Genomic DNA, 16,068 nt, shown 5'->3' on the forward strand with positions numbered 1-16,068 from the left:
GGGCGCCGACCACAGAGCCCGGACTTCGGCGGCTAGAAGGGTGCGGCTTGCATCGTTTCGCAGGCCAAGTGCCGACAACAGGGCCGGATAGGCCGACGCAGGTCCTTGAACGATGTTCAGCGTTCCACCGCCGATCTGAGCTAGAAGTAAGGTTGGCCAACCATCGGTCGAACTTCGGCACGGCAGGGCGAGAACAATTTCACCATCGCGCGGCAAGTATCGCTCTGGTTCGCAGTTCAATTGGGCATTGATTAGCATTTCTGACTTTGCTGCACTAAAGGCGCGCTCAAGCTGTTGCTTGTCGCTATCTTTACTATTTTCGGAAAACAGCAGGCGTGCAACCCTGCCAACCACCAACTCTCCACACAGCAGCTGACTGTCATCAACAAAGACACTGCTCTGCGATTGTGGGGCCGCTCCCTTAAGTTCGCATTTTTCTCCCGATAGCGTTTCCAACTCCGCCGTTGCATTCACCGCGCGCGCAGCAAAATTTACACCCACAATTAAGAATGCGGAGAGAAATAATCGAAAAAATATAAACATTTCACTTTCAAGCAATCGTTGGAGAGTTTGCTATAACCCGCGTTTAGCCTAAGTACTTGAGTGGCCGTATTCTGTAAAGGGTTGTAAAAAAAAGGCACTAGCCACTACTAACAAAAAGCCTCGATTGAGGCTTGGCTATCCGCTTAAGGCCTATAATCACTAGGCTTAGGATTTCTTTAAGGCCATCGCACACGGCGTGTAGCTTGCAGTTCAGCCCGCCTTTTCCCCAGGAAGCGGGCATTTTTTGGTTAGTAGCCGTTCCCCGCGCCTTGGGGTGGGTAGCATCAATCACCAACTGATCTGCTTTGCCTGTGTTTGGCGCCGGGCCAGCAAAGATCTTGTTGAACACGCCCATCCGGCTCGATTATCTGCAAAAATTACGTACGGGTCACATGCACGCCTGTCGCGAAGTAAAGGTCGAGATAATTTCGTCGATGCCGCATGTTGCGAGCACTTTCATCTAATGTTGTCGCGGAGACCGTTGCCGAACGGAGCTAACCAGAATTGCCGGCTGACCCGCCGAACTTACGTTCCTGGAACACCAAGTATTTGGGCTTCTTTCAGTAGCTTGGTTCGTGATTCGGGGTTTGACGCGACCGACTTTGTCAGTGCCGCCTTTGCCTTCGCCGTTTCACCCAATGTCATGCGGCTACGCATCAGCATGATCCAACCATCCACGTTTTTAGGATTTTTGGCTAGCTTGGCTTCCAGCCCCTCCACCATTGAGGTCACCATTTGCTGTTGTTGGCCGGGAGGCAGCTTGGCCGCTTGCGCCATATCTGTTTTGCTCGGTCCAGGTATTGGTGCTGCCGCAATACTTTTTAGGGTCCCTGATAAGTCGCTTGCCCGTATTTTTTGCGTGCTTGCCAAACTTTCTGTAATATCGATTTTGTGAATTTTTCCGACTTGCTCGACGGTCCGGATAAGGTCGCTTTCCCAAGGAGCATCCTTCGGAGTGTCTTTCAATAACTCCAGCCAATCATTGATCGCGCCTTTGTGATCGCCATCCAAATCTTTACTGACGGCAAGAAAATAGCGGGATCGCGGATCTTTTGGGTCAAGTATTATCGCTTTATCAAAAGCCGCTTTGGCTGCTTTTGGCATCGGATTGCGTTCGTCGGCCATAACCAAAGCCTCTCCAAGCGATGACCAATATACTGCGCGAGCCGGTTCTAGTTTCGTTGCCTTTCCGTAGGCATTGGCCGAATCCAGATATCTGCCATTTTCGAAATAAGACCATCCGAGTAACTGCCATGCCTCTACATCACCTGGATCCTTTCGCGTTCGTTCTTCCAGCGACGCGATTACGGCATCAGGTCCGGCTGCATTGGCACTAATGTCCTTTACATCCAGAGCAGTGTTTGGTGTGCCTTCGCTGCCAAAGTTGCGTGATACGCCGAAGGCAATGGCTATAATGAAAATGACGAGGGCGCCCAAGAGAACGGCCCGTGGAATTTTCGATGTTTCAACTGTTTCGGTCATAAACTTCCTAATTTAAAATCAAATAAGGGATAGCACTATCTGTAAGAGTTGGTAAAGTATCGTTAATAAGCAAATTGAAATTAAGTAGGTTAAGAATCGCTTCCTCGTCCGAGGGTAAATTTGCCAGTTTAGTCATGATGGGGGAATAAGGGCGTGACAACACAATATCGCGTTGCAATCATTGGGTCTGGTCCGGCCGGATTGAGTGCTGCTTCGCGCGCCGCTGTCTTAGGTCTGACGCATGTGTTGCTTGAAAAGACTGATCACCTCTCCGACACGATATATAAGTATCAAAAGGGCAAGCATGTGATGGCTACGCCCAGCCAACTGGTCCTGCGGTCCGATGTCGACTTTGACGCAGGGAAGCGTGAATTCATACTTGATACTTGGGACAGTCAAACCGGCGACCACAAGGTGAACGTCCGCTACCATTCAGAGGTCAAAGCGATTGAAGGAGAGCAGGGCAGTTTCAGTTTGCAGATGACCGACGGCGCCGTCATCGAAGCGGAAACCGTCATTCTTGCCATCGGGACGCAAGGGAACCCCAATTTGATGCGTTGCGATGGCGGCGGGTTATCCCATATCCAATATACACTTGATGACCCCGGCGCCTATATCGACGAACATATCGCCGTGATCGGCGCGGGTGACGCCGGTATAGAGAACGCGCTGGGTCTCGCGGCGGATCCTGAGCAACGCAACACGGTTACAATTGTCAACCGGAACGCAGAATTTACCACCGCCAAAGATGCCAATATTAAAGCCTTAATCGCTGCGCGCGATACCGGTCGGGTGATTGTGCGGACGGGCACAACGCCCACGCTGGTTGAGCCTGGATTTATCACATATGATACGCCAGACGGCGAAGCAAAGGTGAAGTGCGATCGGATTATCGCGCGTATGGGGTCGGCACCGCCGCGTAAATTCATCGAGAGTTGCGGGGTGGAGTTTACAAGCGAAGACCGCGTTGCATTTCCAAAATTGTCGCCTTCCTTTGAATCAACTAAGCAGGGCATCTACGTAATCGGCGCTCTGGCAGGCTATCCGCTGATTAAGCATTGCATGAACCAAGGCTATGATGTTGTTGAATTCATCAATGGCAATAATGCATTGAAGCCAGCAGATGAGCCAATTCTTGAGGCCAAGTTTAAAGATTTACCGGGTCGCAAAAGTGTCGAGGAATGGCTTGAATTTCTTCGGTCCAATATCACGATATTGAACGGCCTTACGCCTTTGCAAATGCGCGAGTTTATGCTTGATTCCGAAGCGCGGTTGTACCGAGCCGGAGAAACGATTTTTGAACGTAACGATCCCGGGTCATCGTTGTTTTCCATCGCTAGCGGTTCGGTCGAGGTATTGATCGACGCAAATGATCCGACCAAAATTGTTCCTATAAACACCGGCTCAATCTTTGGCGAAGTCGGATTGATTTCGGGTCGGCGGCGCGGGGCTACGATCCGCGCTGGCGAGGATTCTATCTGCGTCGAAATCTCGCGCACTGCCGCGCTGAAGCTGCAGAGTTCGGTGCCCGCCGCCAAGCGTGCAATTGAACGCATCGCAACCGAACGCCAATTGCTCCAGCTTTTCGGGTCCGGACTTGTTTCGTCAGATTTGACCGAAGTATTGGACAATAGCGAAATCCAGACAGTGAGTGCAGGCAAGCCGGTAATTACCGAAGGTGATGAAGGCGATGACATTTTCATTATCCGTCAAGGCTCTATGATCGTTGAAAAGAAGGTCGCCGGAAAACAGGTATTTTTGTCCTATCTTCCTGCGGGGTCCTATGTCGGCGAAATGGCGCTGATCGGGAATACCCGCCGAACCGCCACTGTTAAAGCAGCGGTCAAATCCGAAGTCATCAAACTCGACGGCGCTGCGTTCAAAGCACTGCTGGAGATGAAACCGCAACTGCTGGCGCGGATCAAATCCGACATGGCATCGCGCCAAGACCTCAACGCATTTATCGAAGCCAAGAAAGATAGTTTCTCCAGCGTCGTCGATATGTATTCCAACGTTGCCAATTTCCTCGTTGAGAACGGAATGGGTGAAGCAACCGATGTGCTGTTGATAGACGAAACTCTATGCGTTGGTTGCGATAACTGTGAAAAAGCTTGTGCCGACAGTCATGAGGGTTTGTCACGCTTAGACCGCGAGGCGGGCCGAACGTATGCGCATCTTCATGTGCCAACGTCATGTCGTCACTGCGAACATCCGCATTGTATGGCAGATTGCCCTCCCAATGCCATTCACCGCGGTCCCGATGGCGAGGTATTCATTGACGACACCTGCATTGGGTGTGGCAATTGCCAGCGCAACTGCCCTTACGGCGTTATCCGGATGGAAGCCGAGCCACCAAAAAAGCCCGGATTACTAAGTTGGATGATGTTGGGTATGGGGCCGGGGCCAGGCGAGCCAAGTAAGAAATGGTCTTATAAAAATGCTGACCCCAATGTCGCTAAGCCCAAGAAAGCAATTAAGTGCGATATGTGTTCTGGCATTGATGGTGGTCCTGCTTGTGTGAGGGCCTGCCCCACTGGCGCAGCGATACGCGTGTCTCCCGAGAAGTTCCTGACGGTCGCCAGACTTGAAGGCGAGGGCGGCTGATGGCTCGGCAGGCAGCACAGTCCGGGCGGGTGCGGAGCGACGGGACGCATGAGGGGTTTTTGCGCCACGAGAATTTTCGCTGGCTAAAAATCGCAACGATAATTTCGCTCTTGGCGATAGTCAGTTATCTTTTGATTGATGTCCAGCCGCGCCACAATGGCGGCAGCTGGCTCGGCTACACATTGGGTACTATTGGCGTCCTGATAATCTTGTGGCTCAGTCTAATAGGTATTCGCAAACGCAAGATGTCGCGCGGCCATTGGTCCCTAAAGGCATGGACTTCGGCGCATGTCTATCTTGGGCTTAGCCTGATTGTGATCGGGACGCTGCACACAGGGTTCCAACTTGGATGGAACGTCCACACACTCGCTTACGTACTGATGATGATTGTTATCTTGTCGGGTGTCTGGGGGATTTCCGTCTACGCAACCTTGCCAAAGGTTATGAGCGCCAATCGCGACCAGACGACCGAGGCACAAATGCTTGCTTCTTTGCGGTCGATTGACCGGCAGCTTCATGACGCGGCGCAACCGCTTGATCAAAACCATGCCGAACTTGTGCGAAGTTCGCTCGACCAAGATCCGTTTGGTGGCGGCATTATCCGCAGGATGGCCAATCGCTACCCGGCCTGCAAGACGCGCAAGGCGCATGACGAAATTCTGCTTATTATGGGAAGTCAGCCGGGGGACAAGGATGATCCGTTGGAGAAAGTGGGCTCGCTTTTGGGACGCAAAAGGGCGATCCTAGCGCGGACACGAAAGCATTTGCAGTTAAAGTCCATGCTCGAAATATGGCTCTATTTGCACGTGCCGCTGACATTCGCGCTCATTGCCGCGCTTGTCGCCCATATCGTTAGCGTCTTTTTCTACTGGTGATTGTAGCATGAGCTTTCTTATCCGCCAAATATCGCGCACCTCCGATGGCCGGGAAATTATCCGTGCTTATCCGCATGATTTGCGTGAGATTATAATTGGCCGTGACGCGTCGTGCGAAATCCACCTCGCCGATTTGGCCGTTGAACTGCGCCATGCCCGGCTGACGTTGCAGGAAAATGGCAAGCTTGATGTTGTGGCGCTCGCTGGGAACGGTTTTGAGGTAGACGGTAGTAAAACGTCGCAAGCGATTATTGACCCGGCGGGTGGCGCCGAGCTGCGCTTTGGCAGCCATTTGTTGGTCATTTCTGTCGAAGATGCCGTAGTCGTCATTACCGCAGAGCGCATTGAAGTGCTGTCGGACTCAACCCAGGAAAAGGATGAAATTGGCCTATTCACGTTACGGGCTCTAATGCCCGGTAGACGGCGAATGGCCTGGGCATTGTCGATCATTATTCTTCTGGCACTGCTGGTTTGGCCCATCCAAACATTTTACAATTATCAAAACGCGGAAAAGCGTCCGGCGGGCTTTCATGCCGACAGTCTGTGGAGCAGCGGGTCGCTATCGTCGTCGCATGCCGGATTGGGAATGGACTGCCAGTCTTGCCATACCGAAGCATTTGTTGCGGTGCCAGATAGTTCCTGCGTCGCTTGCCATGACGATGTCCACGACCATGCCGATCCCAAAAGGCTTAAGCTTGCCAAAGCTCCGCTGAATTGGGATGGAAAAATATCGCGTAAAATCGCTGATGGTTTTAACCGTCCCGAGGGTCGCTGCGTTGAATGCCATACCGAGCATGAAGGCGCTGGACCAATGGAAGAAACCAAGCAGCAATTTTGCAGCAGCTGCCATACCGATATGGACAAGCGGCTGACCGACACCAAGATTGCCAATGCGGGTGATTTCGGCACTGCGCATCCCCAATTCAAGCCAGAGGTGATCACAGCGAACGGCTCTCCACCGAAACGGGAGCGGATATCGCTCGATCAAAAGCCAGTGGAAGATAGCGGATTGAAATTCCCGCACAATGTGCATCTGTCGAAGACGAATGGTGTCGCGCGTATGGCTGGGCGGATGGGCAAGCAATTTGGTTTTGGTCAGGCGCTTGATTGCAAGGATTGCCATGTAAAGACCCCCGATGGTGTTCAGTTCCAGCCCATCGATATGGAGCAGAGTTGCGCGATGTGTCACAGTCTGGGTATTGAAAAGATCGGCGACACGGTCCGAACGCTGCGCCACGGCGATCCAAAAATGGTCGTTGCAGACATACGTGCCTTTTATCGAGCCGGTGGCCCTTACCGTGTGCGTACGCAGCAAGTCACGGAAGGACGCAAGCGTCCCGGCGATTATGCCCGCAGCCAGCCATATTACGCTTATTTTGGAAGCGTGAATTACAGCCGTGCTGACAGCGCCATCCGCTCGGTCTTTTCAAAGGGTGGGGCATGCTATGACTGCCATACCGTGATCACGCCACCTGCCGGATCAGACAATTGGCAGGTGCAAAAGGTCTATCAAACATCGCGCTATATGATGAAGGGCTGGTTCGACCATGCGGCGCATGACACTGAAACCTGCTCATCTTGCCACGCGGCAAAACAATCAGGCAGTGCCAGTGAATTGTTGCTGCCCGGCATTAAGTCATGCCGAACTTGCCACGGCGGTGAGGCTTCTAACGCAGATGTCCCATCAAGTTGCGCAATGTGCCATAGTTTCCATGCAGATGATGGTGCGCCATGGGTACCGAAATTTGATATGACGCGTAAACGGGATCTTAGCAAAACCAGAATAGAGAATGACAAGGCACGCAAATAGAATGAAGGATTTGCTGTGTTAATCGCTCAGGTTACGGACATCCATTTGGGCTTTGAGAAGGGTAATCCTGGCGAGTTCAACCGCCAGCGCCTTGATCAGGTGTTGCGGCATTTGAACGATGGTCCAAATCGACCCGACCTGCTCATTGCCACAGGTGATTTGACTGAACATGGCGATGCTGCAAGCTACAGGCAGTTGGCAAATGCTTTTAGCATCTGCAGTTTTCCCGTTCATATGTGTATTGGTAACCATGATATCCGAAGCAATTTTAGCGCGCAATTTCCTGAACTTCCTGTCGCAGATGGTTTCGTGCAATATGCATTGGAAGTTCGCGGTGTGCGGATACTAATGCTCGATACGGTGGAAGAGGGACGTCATGGCGGCGCTTTTTGTGACATGCGCACCAAATGGCTTCGATCGACACTTGCCCAAGATCGCAATACTCCAACCATCATCGCCATGCACCATCCCCCTGTCGAAATCGGTATTGCGTGGATGAATACTCATCCCGAAGAACCATGGGTTAGCAACTTCACTCAAGCCATTCAGGATGCTCCCAATATAAAGGGAATAATGTGCGGCCATGTCCACAGATCCATTGCTGTGCCGTGGCAGGGGACGGCAGTTGCGATATGTTCCTCAACCGCGGCGCAAGTGACGTTGGACTTGAACCCGATTGATCCGGAAAAGCCAGACAACCGGCCCATGATTATCGCCGATCAGCCCGCTTATGCGCTGCACTTCTGGAACGGACGGGAACTTGTGTCGCATTTTGACAACGCAGGCGACCATGCCATGCTGGCTAAATATGATGCCTATTTACAGCCGCTTATCAAACAGTTGATTGGCGAGCGCCCTAATTAGGTAACTTCAAGGGCGGCCGCCAGTTGGTGACCTTCGCGTCGTCGGTTACCATATAGGGCTTGCCGAGGCTGTTAAGGAAAAGCTTTTCCATTTCCGACCGGGTAAACGGCCGCGAACCCAGTCGGCCAAACACCGCAATCTGTCTTCCGGTTTCATCTACCGCACGGTCACGGTCTATACCCTTGGAAATGGCATAAGCAGGCGAGGGCGTTCTTGCCCAAGCAATCAGTTCCGGTTTTGGCGCAGGCGAGAAGCCATAATAATTAGGCTGGGTCGAAGGCGACGTTAGCTGAATAACCTTCATCCCGTTTTTGCCGTCCGCGACATATGCGAAAGCCGAGGCGTTTGTGGAACCCACGACAACATCTTCGACATCCGACAACTGCCCACCAAATGTTTCTTTGAGATATATCGATGGGGCTTTCGGTTTTGTGACATTGACGATAACCAAGCCATCCTGCTTGCCGGCAACATATAGATAGGTGCGCGCGACATAGAGTTTGCGGGCGTTTGCCAGCGCGATTGTGCCTTCCGACACCGCAACTGGTTCAGCCAATTTGGTCACGTCAAATAACTTCACACCCTCCGCATCGCTGACCCATAGATAGCGGAACTGGATTGCTGACGCGCGAGCATCGTTCATTTCAATCACGGCGGTTGTTTTTGGTCGCATTGGGTCATCCAGATCGACCACCACCAGCCCGACATCGGCGGTAACATAAGCATAATGTCCGGCAAGCGTGATGTGCCGTGCACCTTTTAACACGCCTTGATCGTTCCAAGTCACCGCACGTTTCAGGAAATTATTGCGGAACTCACCATCAGCCATGGTGTTGATATCGACAAGGATAAGCCCTTCAACGCTATCGGTAATCACCGCAAAATTATAAATCGGGTGAAATGCCTGCTCCTGATTGGCTTCACGCATTTCGGGCGTGTTGCGCAATGGACTGATCGGCTGATTAGTTGCCATCGCCATGCACGTCGCATTCTTAGATTTGACCCGCGTATTATGACCCAGCTTGGAGAATGGACCAGATAATATCCGATCGGAAAACCCTTTGTTAGCTATCGACGCGACGTCATAAGCTTGAAATCCGCGATTGCCTTGGGCGACATACATGTATTCGCCCCGCAGCTGCAGACAGCCAACTTTGTCGCCGGTGCCTTGAACAATGTTGGCGAATTCCTCTGTGCCGTTGGGTTCACCCGAAAGGTTTTTGTCGAGTATGTTGCCGCGTACCCAATTTTTAAGCTCGCGGCCATTTTGGTCCACGTGTAGCTTGTAAAAATCTGGATAAGCATAGCGTTGGAGATACGAGCCTATCACTGCCTGCGGCTCGTCCCATTCAGTCACTCGCACTGCTTCAAACCCGTCTCCCAGACCAACCCATGCGTTTAAGCCCACAAAGTTCACGTAATTTGTGCCAAGCAGCATCAATTGCGCCATGATTGCGTTATTATCGCCGGAAGCAGACAAATGGCAGTCGGTGCACTGTTTTGTTTCGGTTTTGCGCACCGTATGGGGAAAATGGGGTGCGAATGCTTGGCTAGAAAATCCGATCGAACTGATCGGTGGCTGCTGAATGTATATCCGCTCGCGGTTGACGTTTGTTGACGACAGGATCAGCGCAGAAGTAGAGCGAACGGGTGCGATGATATTGCCCTTGGTCGTCTGATGCCGCCCGAGCTGGAACATATCTTCACGCGCAACCTGCGGGTTATAGGTCGCGAAATTGCGTGTCTCTTCTTCCTCGTATTTATGCGTTTTTGTTTTCCAATTGGCCTCAATTGGCAAATGGCATCCGCCGCAACTCGTGGTCCAAGATAGGTGGCAGGTGAAGCATGTCATTTTGTCGTCACCGTGGGCGCGTTCATCTAAGGGGACATCAAGTCCATAATCGTACTCGCCAGTTTCTTTGCCCACGCGACCCATAAGTTTTGCACGCGCCGCTTTAGCGTTGAAATGCCCACTGCCGGGGTTCATGCTGTCTTTAACTAAGCTGACTTCCCATTCCAGCTTGGGATCAACGATGGATCTCTGTATCAGCTTGCGACTGCCATCGGGCTCAAACAGCCATTCAAAACGGCGGCGACCATCGGCATTGCGGAGCAACGCGAGATTCCCCCCTTGCGGACGAGCAGCCGGACCAGATGTCAGCAGCGTGGGGTAGGCGTCGGCGGTGCCGTGGCAATCCTTACAGCCTATCTCGACAGCATTGGCGACCTCCGCATAGATCAATCCATTACCATGGCTATCCTGCGCGAAATGGCAGTCTGCGCATTGCAGCCCTTTTTCGGCATGAATATCCATCATATGCACCGTCTTGCCGGGATTTACCCCAGGTTCAACAAATTTGCCTTCACCCTTTTTGCGCCATTTTTCAGGATCGTCCGGCGCCACTATCTTGCCATCTGCATCAAGCAAATTGCCCTCGCGGTCACGCTTGAAGATGCCGCGGAAATTCCAGCCATGGCCGTGATAGTCGGCGAACTGTGTATCCTTCAGGTTGGTATTGAGGTCATACACATTGCGCAAGAAATCAAGATCAGACCATTTGCCCTTGGGCGCAGCTGCCTCGGGATTGCGATCGAGAACTTTGAACTTTTCTGCGGCTGTCGGATATTTCTGCTTCTGCGGCCACATCGAAGGCGCATCGGATTCGTAATCCCACATCGTGTAGCCGAGATAGCTGTTCAGGAAGATATTCGGCTGATGCATGTGGCAATTCATGCACTGCGATGTTGGGATGGCGCGGGTGAATATATGGCGAAGCGGGTGGCCTTTTTCCTTTATCGGCCCTTCGTCATGGCCGGGCTCTTTCACAGCGCCATGGCCTTTGTCATCATGATCTGCCGGCTCCATCTTATTGGCAATGGTCGGATCAATCGTCTGCGTCTGTCCATCCCTACCATATTGTGAATAGCCCAGACTATGCCTCGGCTCGCGGTCATTGGCATATATCACATGACACGCGGCGCAGCCCGAATGGCGATAATCGCCCGGCTGGTCATTCGTGCCCATGAACCACATAAATGGATCGTTGAGCCGCGTTTTGTGGATGTTGAGAATGGGGATGGCAACACGCAAACCGGTAGCCGGACCGCGATTGGATTGCTTGATATCGGGACGCCCCGGTTCTTCCAGCCTTTGTATACTGCCAGTTGGGTTTGGTAGGCCAACTTCGGCAAACTGCGTATTCACATTGCGCCCGCCGCGTTCGAATACACGGAACACATCGCCGGGAGGGACTACGGTCCACATCGGCAGTGGATAAAGCTCGGCCAGCGCGCCACGCTTTTTCTGTTCCTCAGTCACTGTGCCGACAGGACTTCCGGGTGACATAATTTTCGCCGGTTCGCCGTGCTTGGTATAAGCCTCGCCAGTGACGTAATTTTTGTAGGGTAAAATGCCGTTGTTATACGCCGCCCCACCCCAGAGCATCGCGCCAGATGCCATAATCGAACGCTCTCCCGCTTCGATCACTTCCATATGGCAGGCACCGCAGGATTCTCGGACGACGCGATAATCAGTCGGGTTGTTGAACCGGATGAACTCGGGGCTTTCCTGGTTCAACAAGGCGTAGCTGCGTTTGGGATTGGCAGACGAAGGAAAATGCCAGCTTTTTGGATATTTGGGAAGGACGTGTGCCTTGTCACGCGCTGCGACATAGGTAGGGTCATCATGTTTCAGATTGGAATTACCCATGACTTTCGGATCGCCACCATGACAATCAACGCAACCCAGTTGCACGGCTGGAGAGCTGTGCATCGTCGGCGCGTCGGTTTGGATGTGACATGAATAGCAGCCCGATGATTTTGCCAGCACATCTGAAGCTTCTTGCGTACGTGGTGCAGGCGGAAAGGTCGGGTAGATGCGCTCAACTGGCTTTTCCTTGTCCGAAGCATAAGCCAATGTCGCTGAAAACACGCAGCATAACAGCAGTAAAATGACGGTCCAAATCCGTTTGCTGTTCAAGGCAAAATCGGCGCGCATCAATAGGTTAATATCACGTTCGCGAGCAGCGAGTAATATTGTTTGTCGCGCGGTCGATTGGTAAACAAGTCTTTAAATCCTTTGCCGGGTAACAACGTTGCAGCCGACAATCGAAAAACGATATTTTGGGTAGCTTTGGGTCGCCATATCGCTGCTGCTGACAGGTCGCAACCGATATCTTTTGGAATGCTGCCCTCAGAACGGAGTACTCTCAGATTTGATGTATTTTCGAACCACAGATAGTTAGCGTTTGCTGACAGACGCATCGTCGGGGTCAGATCAAAATCGGCCCCAGCCCCAAGCAATATCGTGCCAGGATTGTTGAAATTCGACTGACCTTGTTCTTTGGACGAGCGCAGCGAATTTAATATGCCGTTACGGCCGTTGATGCTGACTGCACGACCGCCGCCGGCAAAGGGAATTGTTTGGCGTATCCAGTAGCTTGTATCGGCTCCAGCAAAAATAGGATTTTCAAAAATAGCATCAAAGCCAGTTTCTTTTTTATCGAACGGGTCACGGTCACCAGTTGCATAAAGACCAGACAGACGGAAGCGCATCCAGTCGAGGTCGTAGCTGGCCTCAGCAGCCGCAAAACCGGCGCGAATTTTACCCTTTTGGCCTGTGAAGAAATTTTGACCATCGGTACCGAGCGCGCCATAAATTGATGCGGTTAGATTGACCCGTCCAATCCGGCCGTCAGCATTATAGCCGAGATAGACAACGTCGTAATTCCGGCCGCGCAAATTGCCAAGCAACGCAGGTCTGACCGGAAAGCCATTGTCATCAATTTCGACCCGATTTTTCTCGCGGTTCATATTGTATACGGCTGTAATTTGGCTGGTTAGGCCGGGGAATGGCATATCCTGCCGATATAGATTGGCGATGAAAACCCAGTCATTGCGCGGTCGCTGCACAATGCTGTTCAAACCTGAATTGGTGTCCTTTTCCAGTCGCCAGAATGCCGCGAGATTAAATTGGAAGCGATTGTTGTCGCGGTTGCCAAAATAGCGGATGCCGAGCTGCTGATCATTGAACAGAAATCCACGAAAGTCGCTTTGGAAGGGCTGGATGCCGACGCGTATTGATTCAAAGTCATAACGATCCGACGTGTTTCGGACGTGATAATCAACGAACAATTCCTGCAAGCCCAGAAAATGGTCAAGCCGGTGCGAGGGTTTGGATGGCTGAACAAACAGCACGCGTTTTTCCGGTACGTTCACATAATTGACGTTGAGGGCAAGCGCGACGCGATATTCTATGTCAGGCGGCTTGAAAGCGGTCAGGCCCTTGATAAGTGCGGCGCCAAGGATAAACGTCTGCGAATATACCTCACTGCCGTCTTTGCCAAAAATATCCAGATTGCCGGGACCCTCGGTGGTCTGGACACCCACCGGGATCGGAAAAGTGCGCGCCTCGACAACGGTGTCGCTAACTGCGCTCGCAACGAAAAACCAATCGTGGCCCTTAATGGGCAACCACGGAACTTTCGCAGGATCGATTGGCCGGTCACCTTTATACGTGTTCTGATTATAGGGGTCTAACCAACGCTCCTTCACCAGCCCCAAAGACTGGATCAGGCGCCACCTGTCGGGGATCGGAAACTCATCGGTCGGAAATGCCTCAGGCGGCGGCGGACGCACCGCGCCGATATTATCTTGCGTAACTTTGTCGGGCAGGCGCTGCTGATATCCAGGACGCTTGCGGCCGTCAATAATGCCACTATCGGGATCCGCAAGCGGATCGCCTTTGGGCTCCTCTGGCAATGGGGCTTTAGCTTCTGGTGGCGGTGCCTTGACTGCGCGCTCTGCCGCAGCAGACGACTCTAGAAATACCCCGAGTGAGGCGAACGGATTATAGATACCCACTGCAGCGACTGTCGATATCGGTGGCAGATCAGCAGCAACCATCATAAACCCTGACACACATTTTGCAGGCTGGTGTCGAGAAATGGCGCGAAGGGGCAGCCTATATAGCGCAGCCTTATTTTTGTTCCGCCCACGGTGACTTCGATCTGATCGGTGCGTATGGCAGGAGGGGCATTCCCAATGCCGCCAACGCGCAGACCCGCGTTATTGGCGCCTAAGAAACCGGCCATATCGTCCTGATCGATACCGTCCCCCGAAACGCCAATTGCTCCAACCAGTGTCGATCCGCGATAAACCGGCACAGATCCCGGGAAAATCTGGATTCCATTTTGCAATCGATTTTGTCCGGTCGCAATATCTGGCGTTGTTGTGCAGCGCGCGGGGGTATCTGGATTGCTGCCAAGCAAAAATCCAACATGGCTAGTAATGTTTCCAGCAATCAAGGCGGACTGAAGTCCGGTAGAAAAAGGATTAAAGCCGTTAATGTCAGGCGAAAATGGTCCCGGAGGGCGTCCAATTTCGCCGTCAGGAAAATAGGGACGTGAAATATTGCTGATCGCGCGGGTGGTCCAAGCATGCTGGCCAGTGAAAATATTGCTGTTGCCGAAAAATGTCCGTGCTTTGCCAAGAAATGTCCCAACGTGTGGACTGGCATTTGCTGCCAAATCGGATGCCGCGCGCGGGTTGGAAAAAAACGCGGCAGTTCGCGCTTTTTGCAATGAAACATCTGTACCAAAGACTGGCGCATCAGGACCGCGCACAATGCCCAGCACTGCGCCATGCGTGTCAACCAGACTGATCGTCATTTGTGCACGACTATCATTAGGGCGGCGTATTTGTCCGCGAGAACGGCTCATTGTAGTGAAGGACTCTTCCAACAACGCCCGCGCCTCGGCAATGCTGAGCGGTGTTGCAACTGACGCGGCGTCGGTTCCTGCGCGTATCGGGAAACGATTGGTTCCCGATCCATCGGATAATATATACGCGTCGCGGTTGGAAAACTCCGCCGAAGTGGCAGCACGGACGCCTGATGCTTCGCTACCAAAAACCGATCCGGCGACTATGCTGCCGCTCGAATAACCTGGCACCCGTGCCAAATTGCCGACGCTACCGTTCAATGCCGCAAAGCTTTGCGCAGTGCGGCCCCGCAATCCGGCCGTCGTCGCGTCAGAATAGCGCAATAGCGTTCCGTCGACGCTAATCCGCTCTGCCTTAATATCCTCACCTGGCGCGAACCCTTGCGTGGCTGCCAGCGCGATAAATTCCTCAGTATCACTGTCGACATCCAAGATGTTCGGGTCGAAACCATAAATGCCGTCGCCCATCACGCCGATGCCGCCAACAACTACTCCGTTTTTGTAAAGCGGAAATCCGCCCGAATCTGCCGATAGCCCGAGCGGCGAACGCTTGGGTCCAATAAGTGCTGCCGCACCAAAGCTGCCAAAGCGTTGCATCATGTCAGAACATGGGAGTTGGCTGAATTGCACGCCGTATAATGGGCCGCTTTCAAGGCCCACAGTTGTTGGTGCCGGTGGAAAATGCTGCTGGACAATCTGGCTTGCCGTGCGGGTGGAAAAGGCGTTGCCGCTGCTCGACAGATAGGCGCCGGTAATAGCCTTTGCGATGGCTCCGGCAACCGCCGCCGGAGCGGGCAGATTTAAGCCTTGCAGATCGGTATTGGACGAAGCCCCCACCGGCGCATCAGGGATCTTTAGGCCCAAATTCGCTCCGTTCATAACGAACACGCCGAGTACATTGCCAACGCGGTCCACCACCGCGATGGTTGAAGGCAAGTTACGCGCCTGAGCCTCCGCCACCGCGAGCGATATCACGCGTTCGACATCTGCAACCGAGAGCGATTCCGGCGCGGGATCGCTATATAGTCTTGCCGCACTGGACGGTGGCGGCGGCGAAGGTGGCGGTGCACTGTTGCCGGTGCTGTTTCCGTCATCACTGCTTCCGCCGCCGCCACAGGACGACAATATGAGCGAACAGCTCGTAATGATTGCGGTTATTTGTTTACGCATG

Annotated in this window: 9 protein-coding genes and 1 pseudogene; 4 read left to right on the top strand and 6 right to left on the bottom strand. The window is 52.8% G+C overall.

Annotation, left to right across the window (positions count from 1 at the left end; all coding sequences use genetic code 11):
• From QE270_RS09620 to QE270_RS09630, 3 genes and pseudogenes are all read right to left on the bottom strand, one after another.
• Positions 1-501, bottom strand: a 501-nt coding sequence (locus QE270_RS09620; protein ID WP_300038662.1) for a hypothetical protein, incomplete at its 3' end; no start/stop codon positions are given.
• Positions 502-1,068: 567 nt separating this feature from the next.
• The gene (locus QE270_RS09625; RefSeq protein ID WP_300038723.1) at positions 1,069-1,668 is read right to left on the bottom strand and encodes a hypothetical protein; all 600 of its coding nucleotides are present in this window, start codon (positions 1,666-1,668) and stop codon (positions 1,069-1,071) included.
• Positions 1,669-1,683: 15 nt separating this feature from the next.
• Positions 1,684-2,025: pseudogene (locus QE270_RS09630) on the bottom strand (hypothetical protein); the annotation flags it as partial.
• Between the two features lie 153 nt (positions 2,026-2,178).
• On the opposite strand from QE270_RS09630, the gene QE270_RS09635 reads away from it, so the two are divergent.
• Genes QE270_RS09635 through QE270_RS09650 form a run of 4 tightly spaced genes read left to right on the top strand, consistent with a single transcriptional unit; the run spans position 2,179 to position 8,178 of the window.
• The gene (locus tag QE270_RS09635) at positions 2,179-4,629 is read left to right on the top strand and encodes a cyclic nucleotide-binding domain-containing protein (protein WP_300038665.1); all 2,451 of its coding nucleotides are present in this window, start codon (positions 2,179-2,181) and stop codon (positions 4,627-4,629) included.
• A complete protein-coding gene (locus QE270_RS09640; RefSeq protein WP_300038668.1) occupies positions 4,629-5,504 on the top strand; it encodes a hypothetical protein in 876 nt (291 codons plus the stop codon). Before QE270_RS09635 ends, QE270_RS09640 begins: the two co-directional genes overlap by 1 nt.
• Positions 5,505-5,511: 7 nt before the next feature.
• Complete coding sequence (locus QE270_RS09645; RefSeq protein WP_300038671.1) at positions 5,512-7,314, top strand: cytochrome c3 family protein; 1,803 nt, start codon at positions 5,512-5,514, stop codon at positions 7,312-7,314.
• Between the two features lie 15 nt (positions 7,315-7,329).
• Positions 7,330-8,178: a metallophosphoesterase gene (locus tag QE270_RS09650; RefSeq protein WP_300038674.1), complete on the top strand. Its 849-nt coding sequence runs from the start codon at positions 7,330-7,332 to the stop codon at positions 8,176-8,178.
• On the opposite strand, the gene QE270_RS09655 is transcribed toward QE270_RS09650, so the two are convergent.
• The 3 genes from QE270_RS09655 to QE270_RS09665 are packed head-to-tail and all read right to left on the bottom strand — an operon-like array spanning position 8,171 to position 16,067.
• Entirely contained in the window at positions 8,171-12,175 is a 4,005-nt protein-coding gene (locus tag QE270_RS09655; protein ID WP_300038677.1) for a multiheme c-type cytochrome, read from the bottom strand. The genes QE270_RS09650 and QE270_RS09655 overlap by 8 nt on opposite strands.
• The gene (locus tag QE270_RS09660; RefSeq protein ID WP_300038680.1) at positions 12,175-14,085 is read right to left on the bottom strand and encodes a hypothetical protein; all 1,911 of its coding nucleotides are present in this window, start codon (positions 14,083-14,085) and stop codon (positions 12,175-12,177) included. Before QE270_RS09660 ends, QE270_RS09655 begins: the two co-directional genes overlap by 1 nt.
• Entirely contained in the window at positions 14,082-16,067 is a 1,986-nt protein-coding gene (locus QE270_RS09665; protein WP_300038683.1) for a heme-binding protein, read from the bottom strand. Before QE270_RS09665 ends, QE270_RS09660 begins: the two co-directional genes overlap by 4 nt.
• Position 16,068: the final 1 nt, after the last annotated feature.

The sequence above is a fragment of the Sphingorhabdus sp. genome (assembly GCF_029865925.1).
Lineage (GTDB): Bacteria > Pseudomonadota > Alphaproteobacteria > Sphingomonadales > Sphingomonadaceae > Sphingorhabdus_B.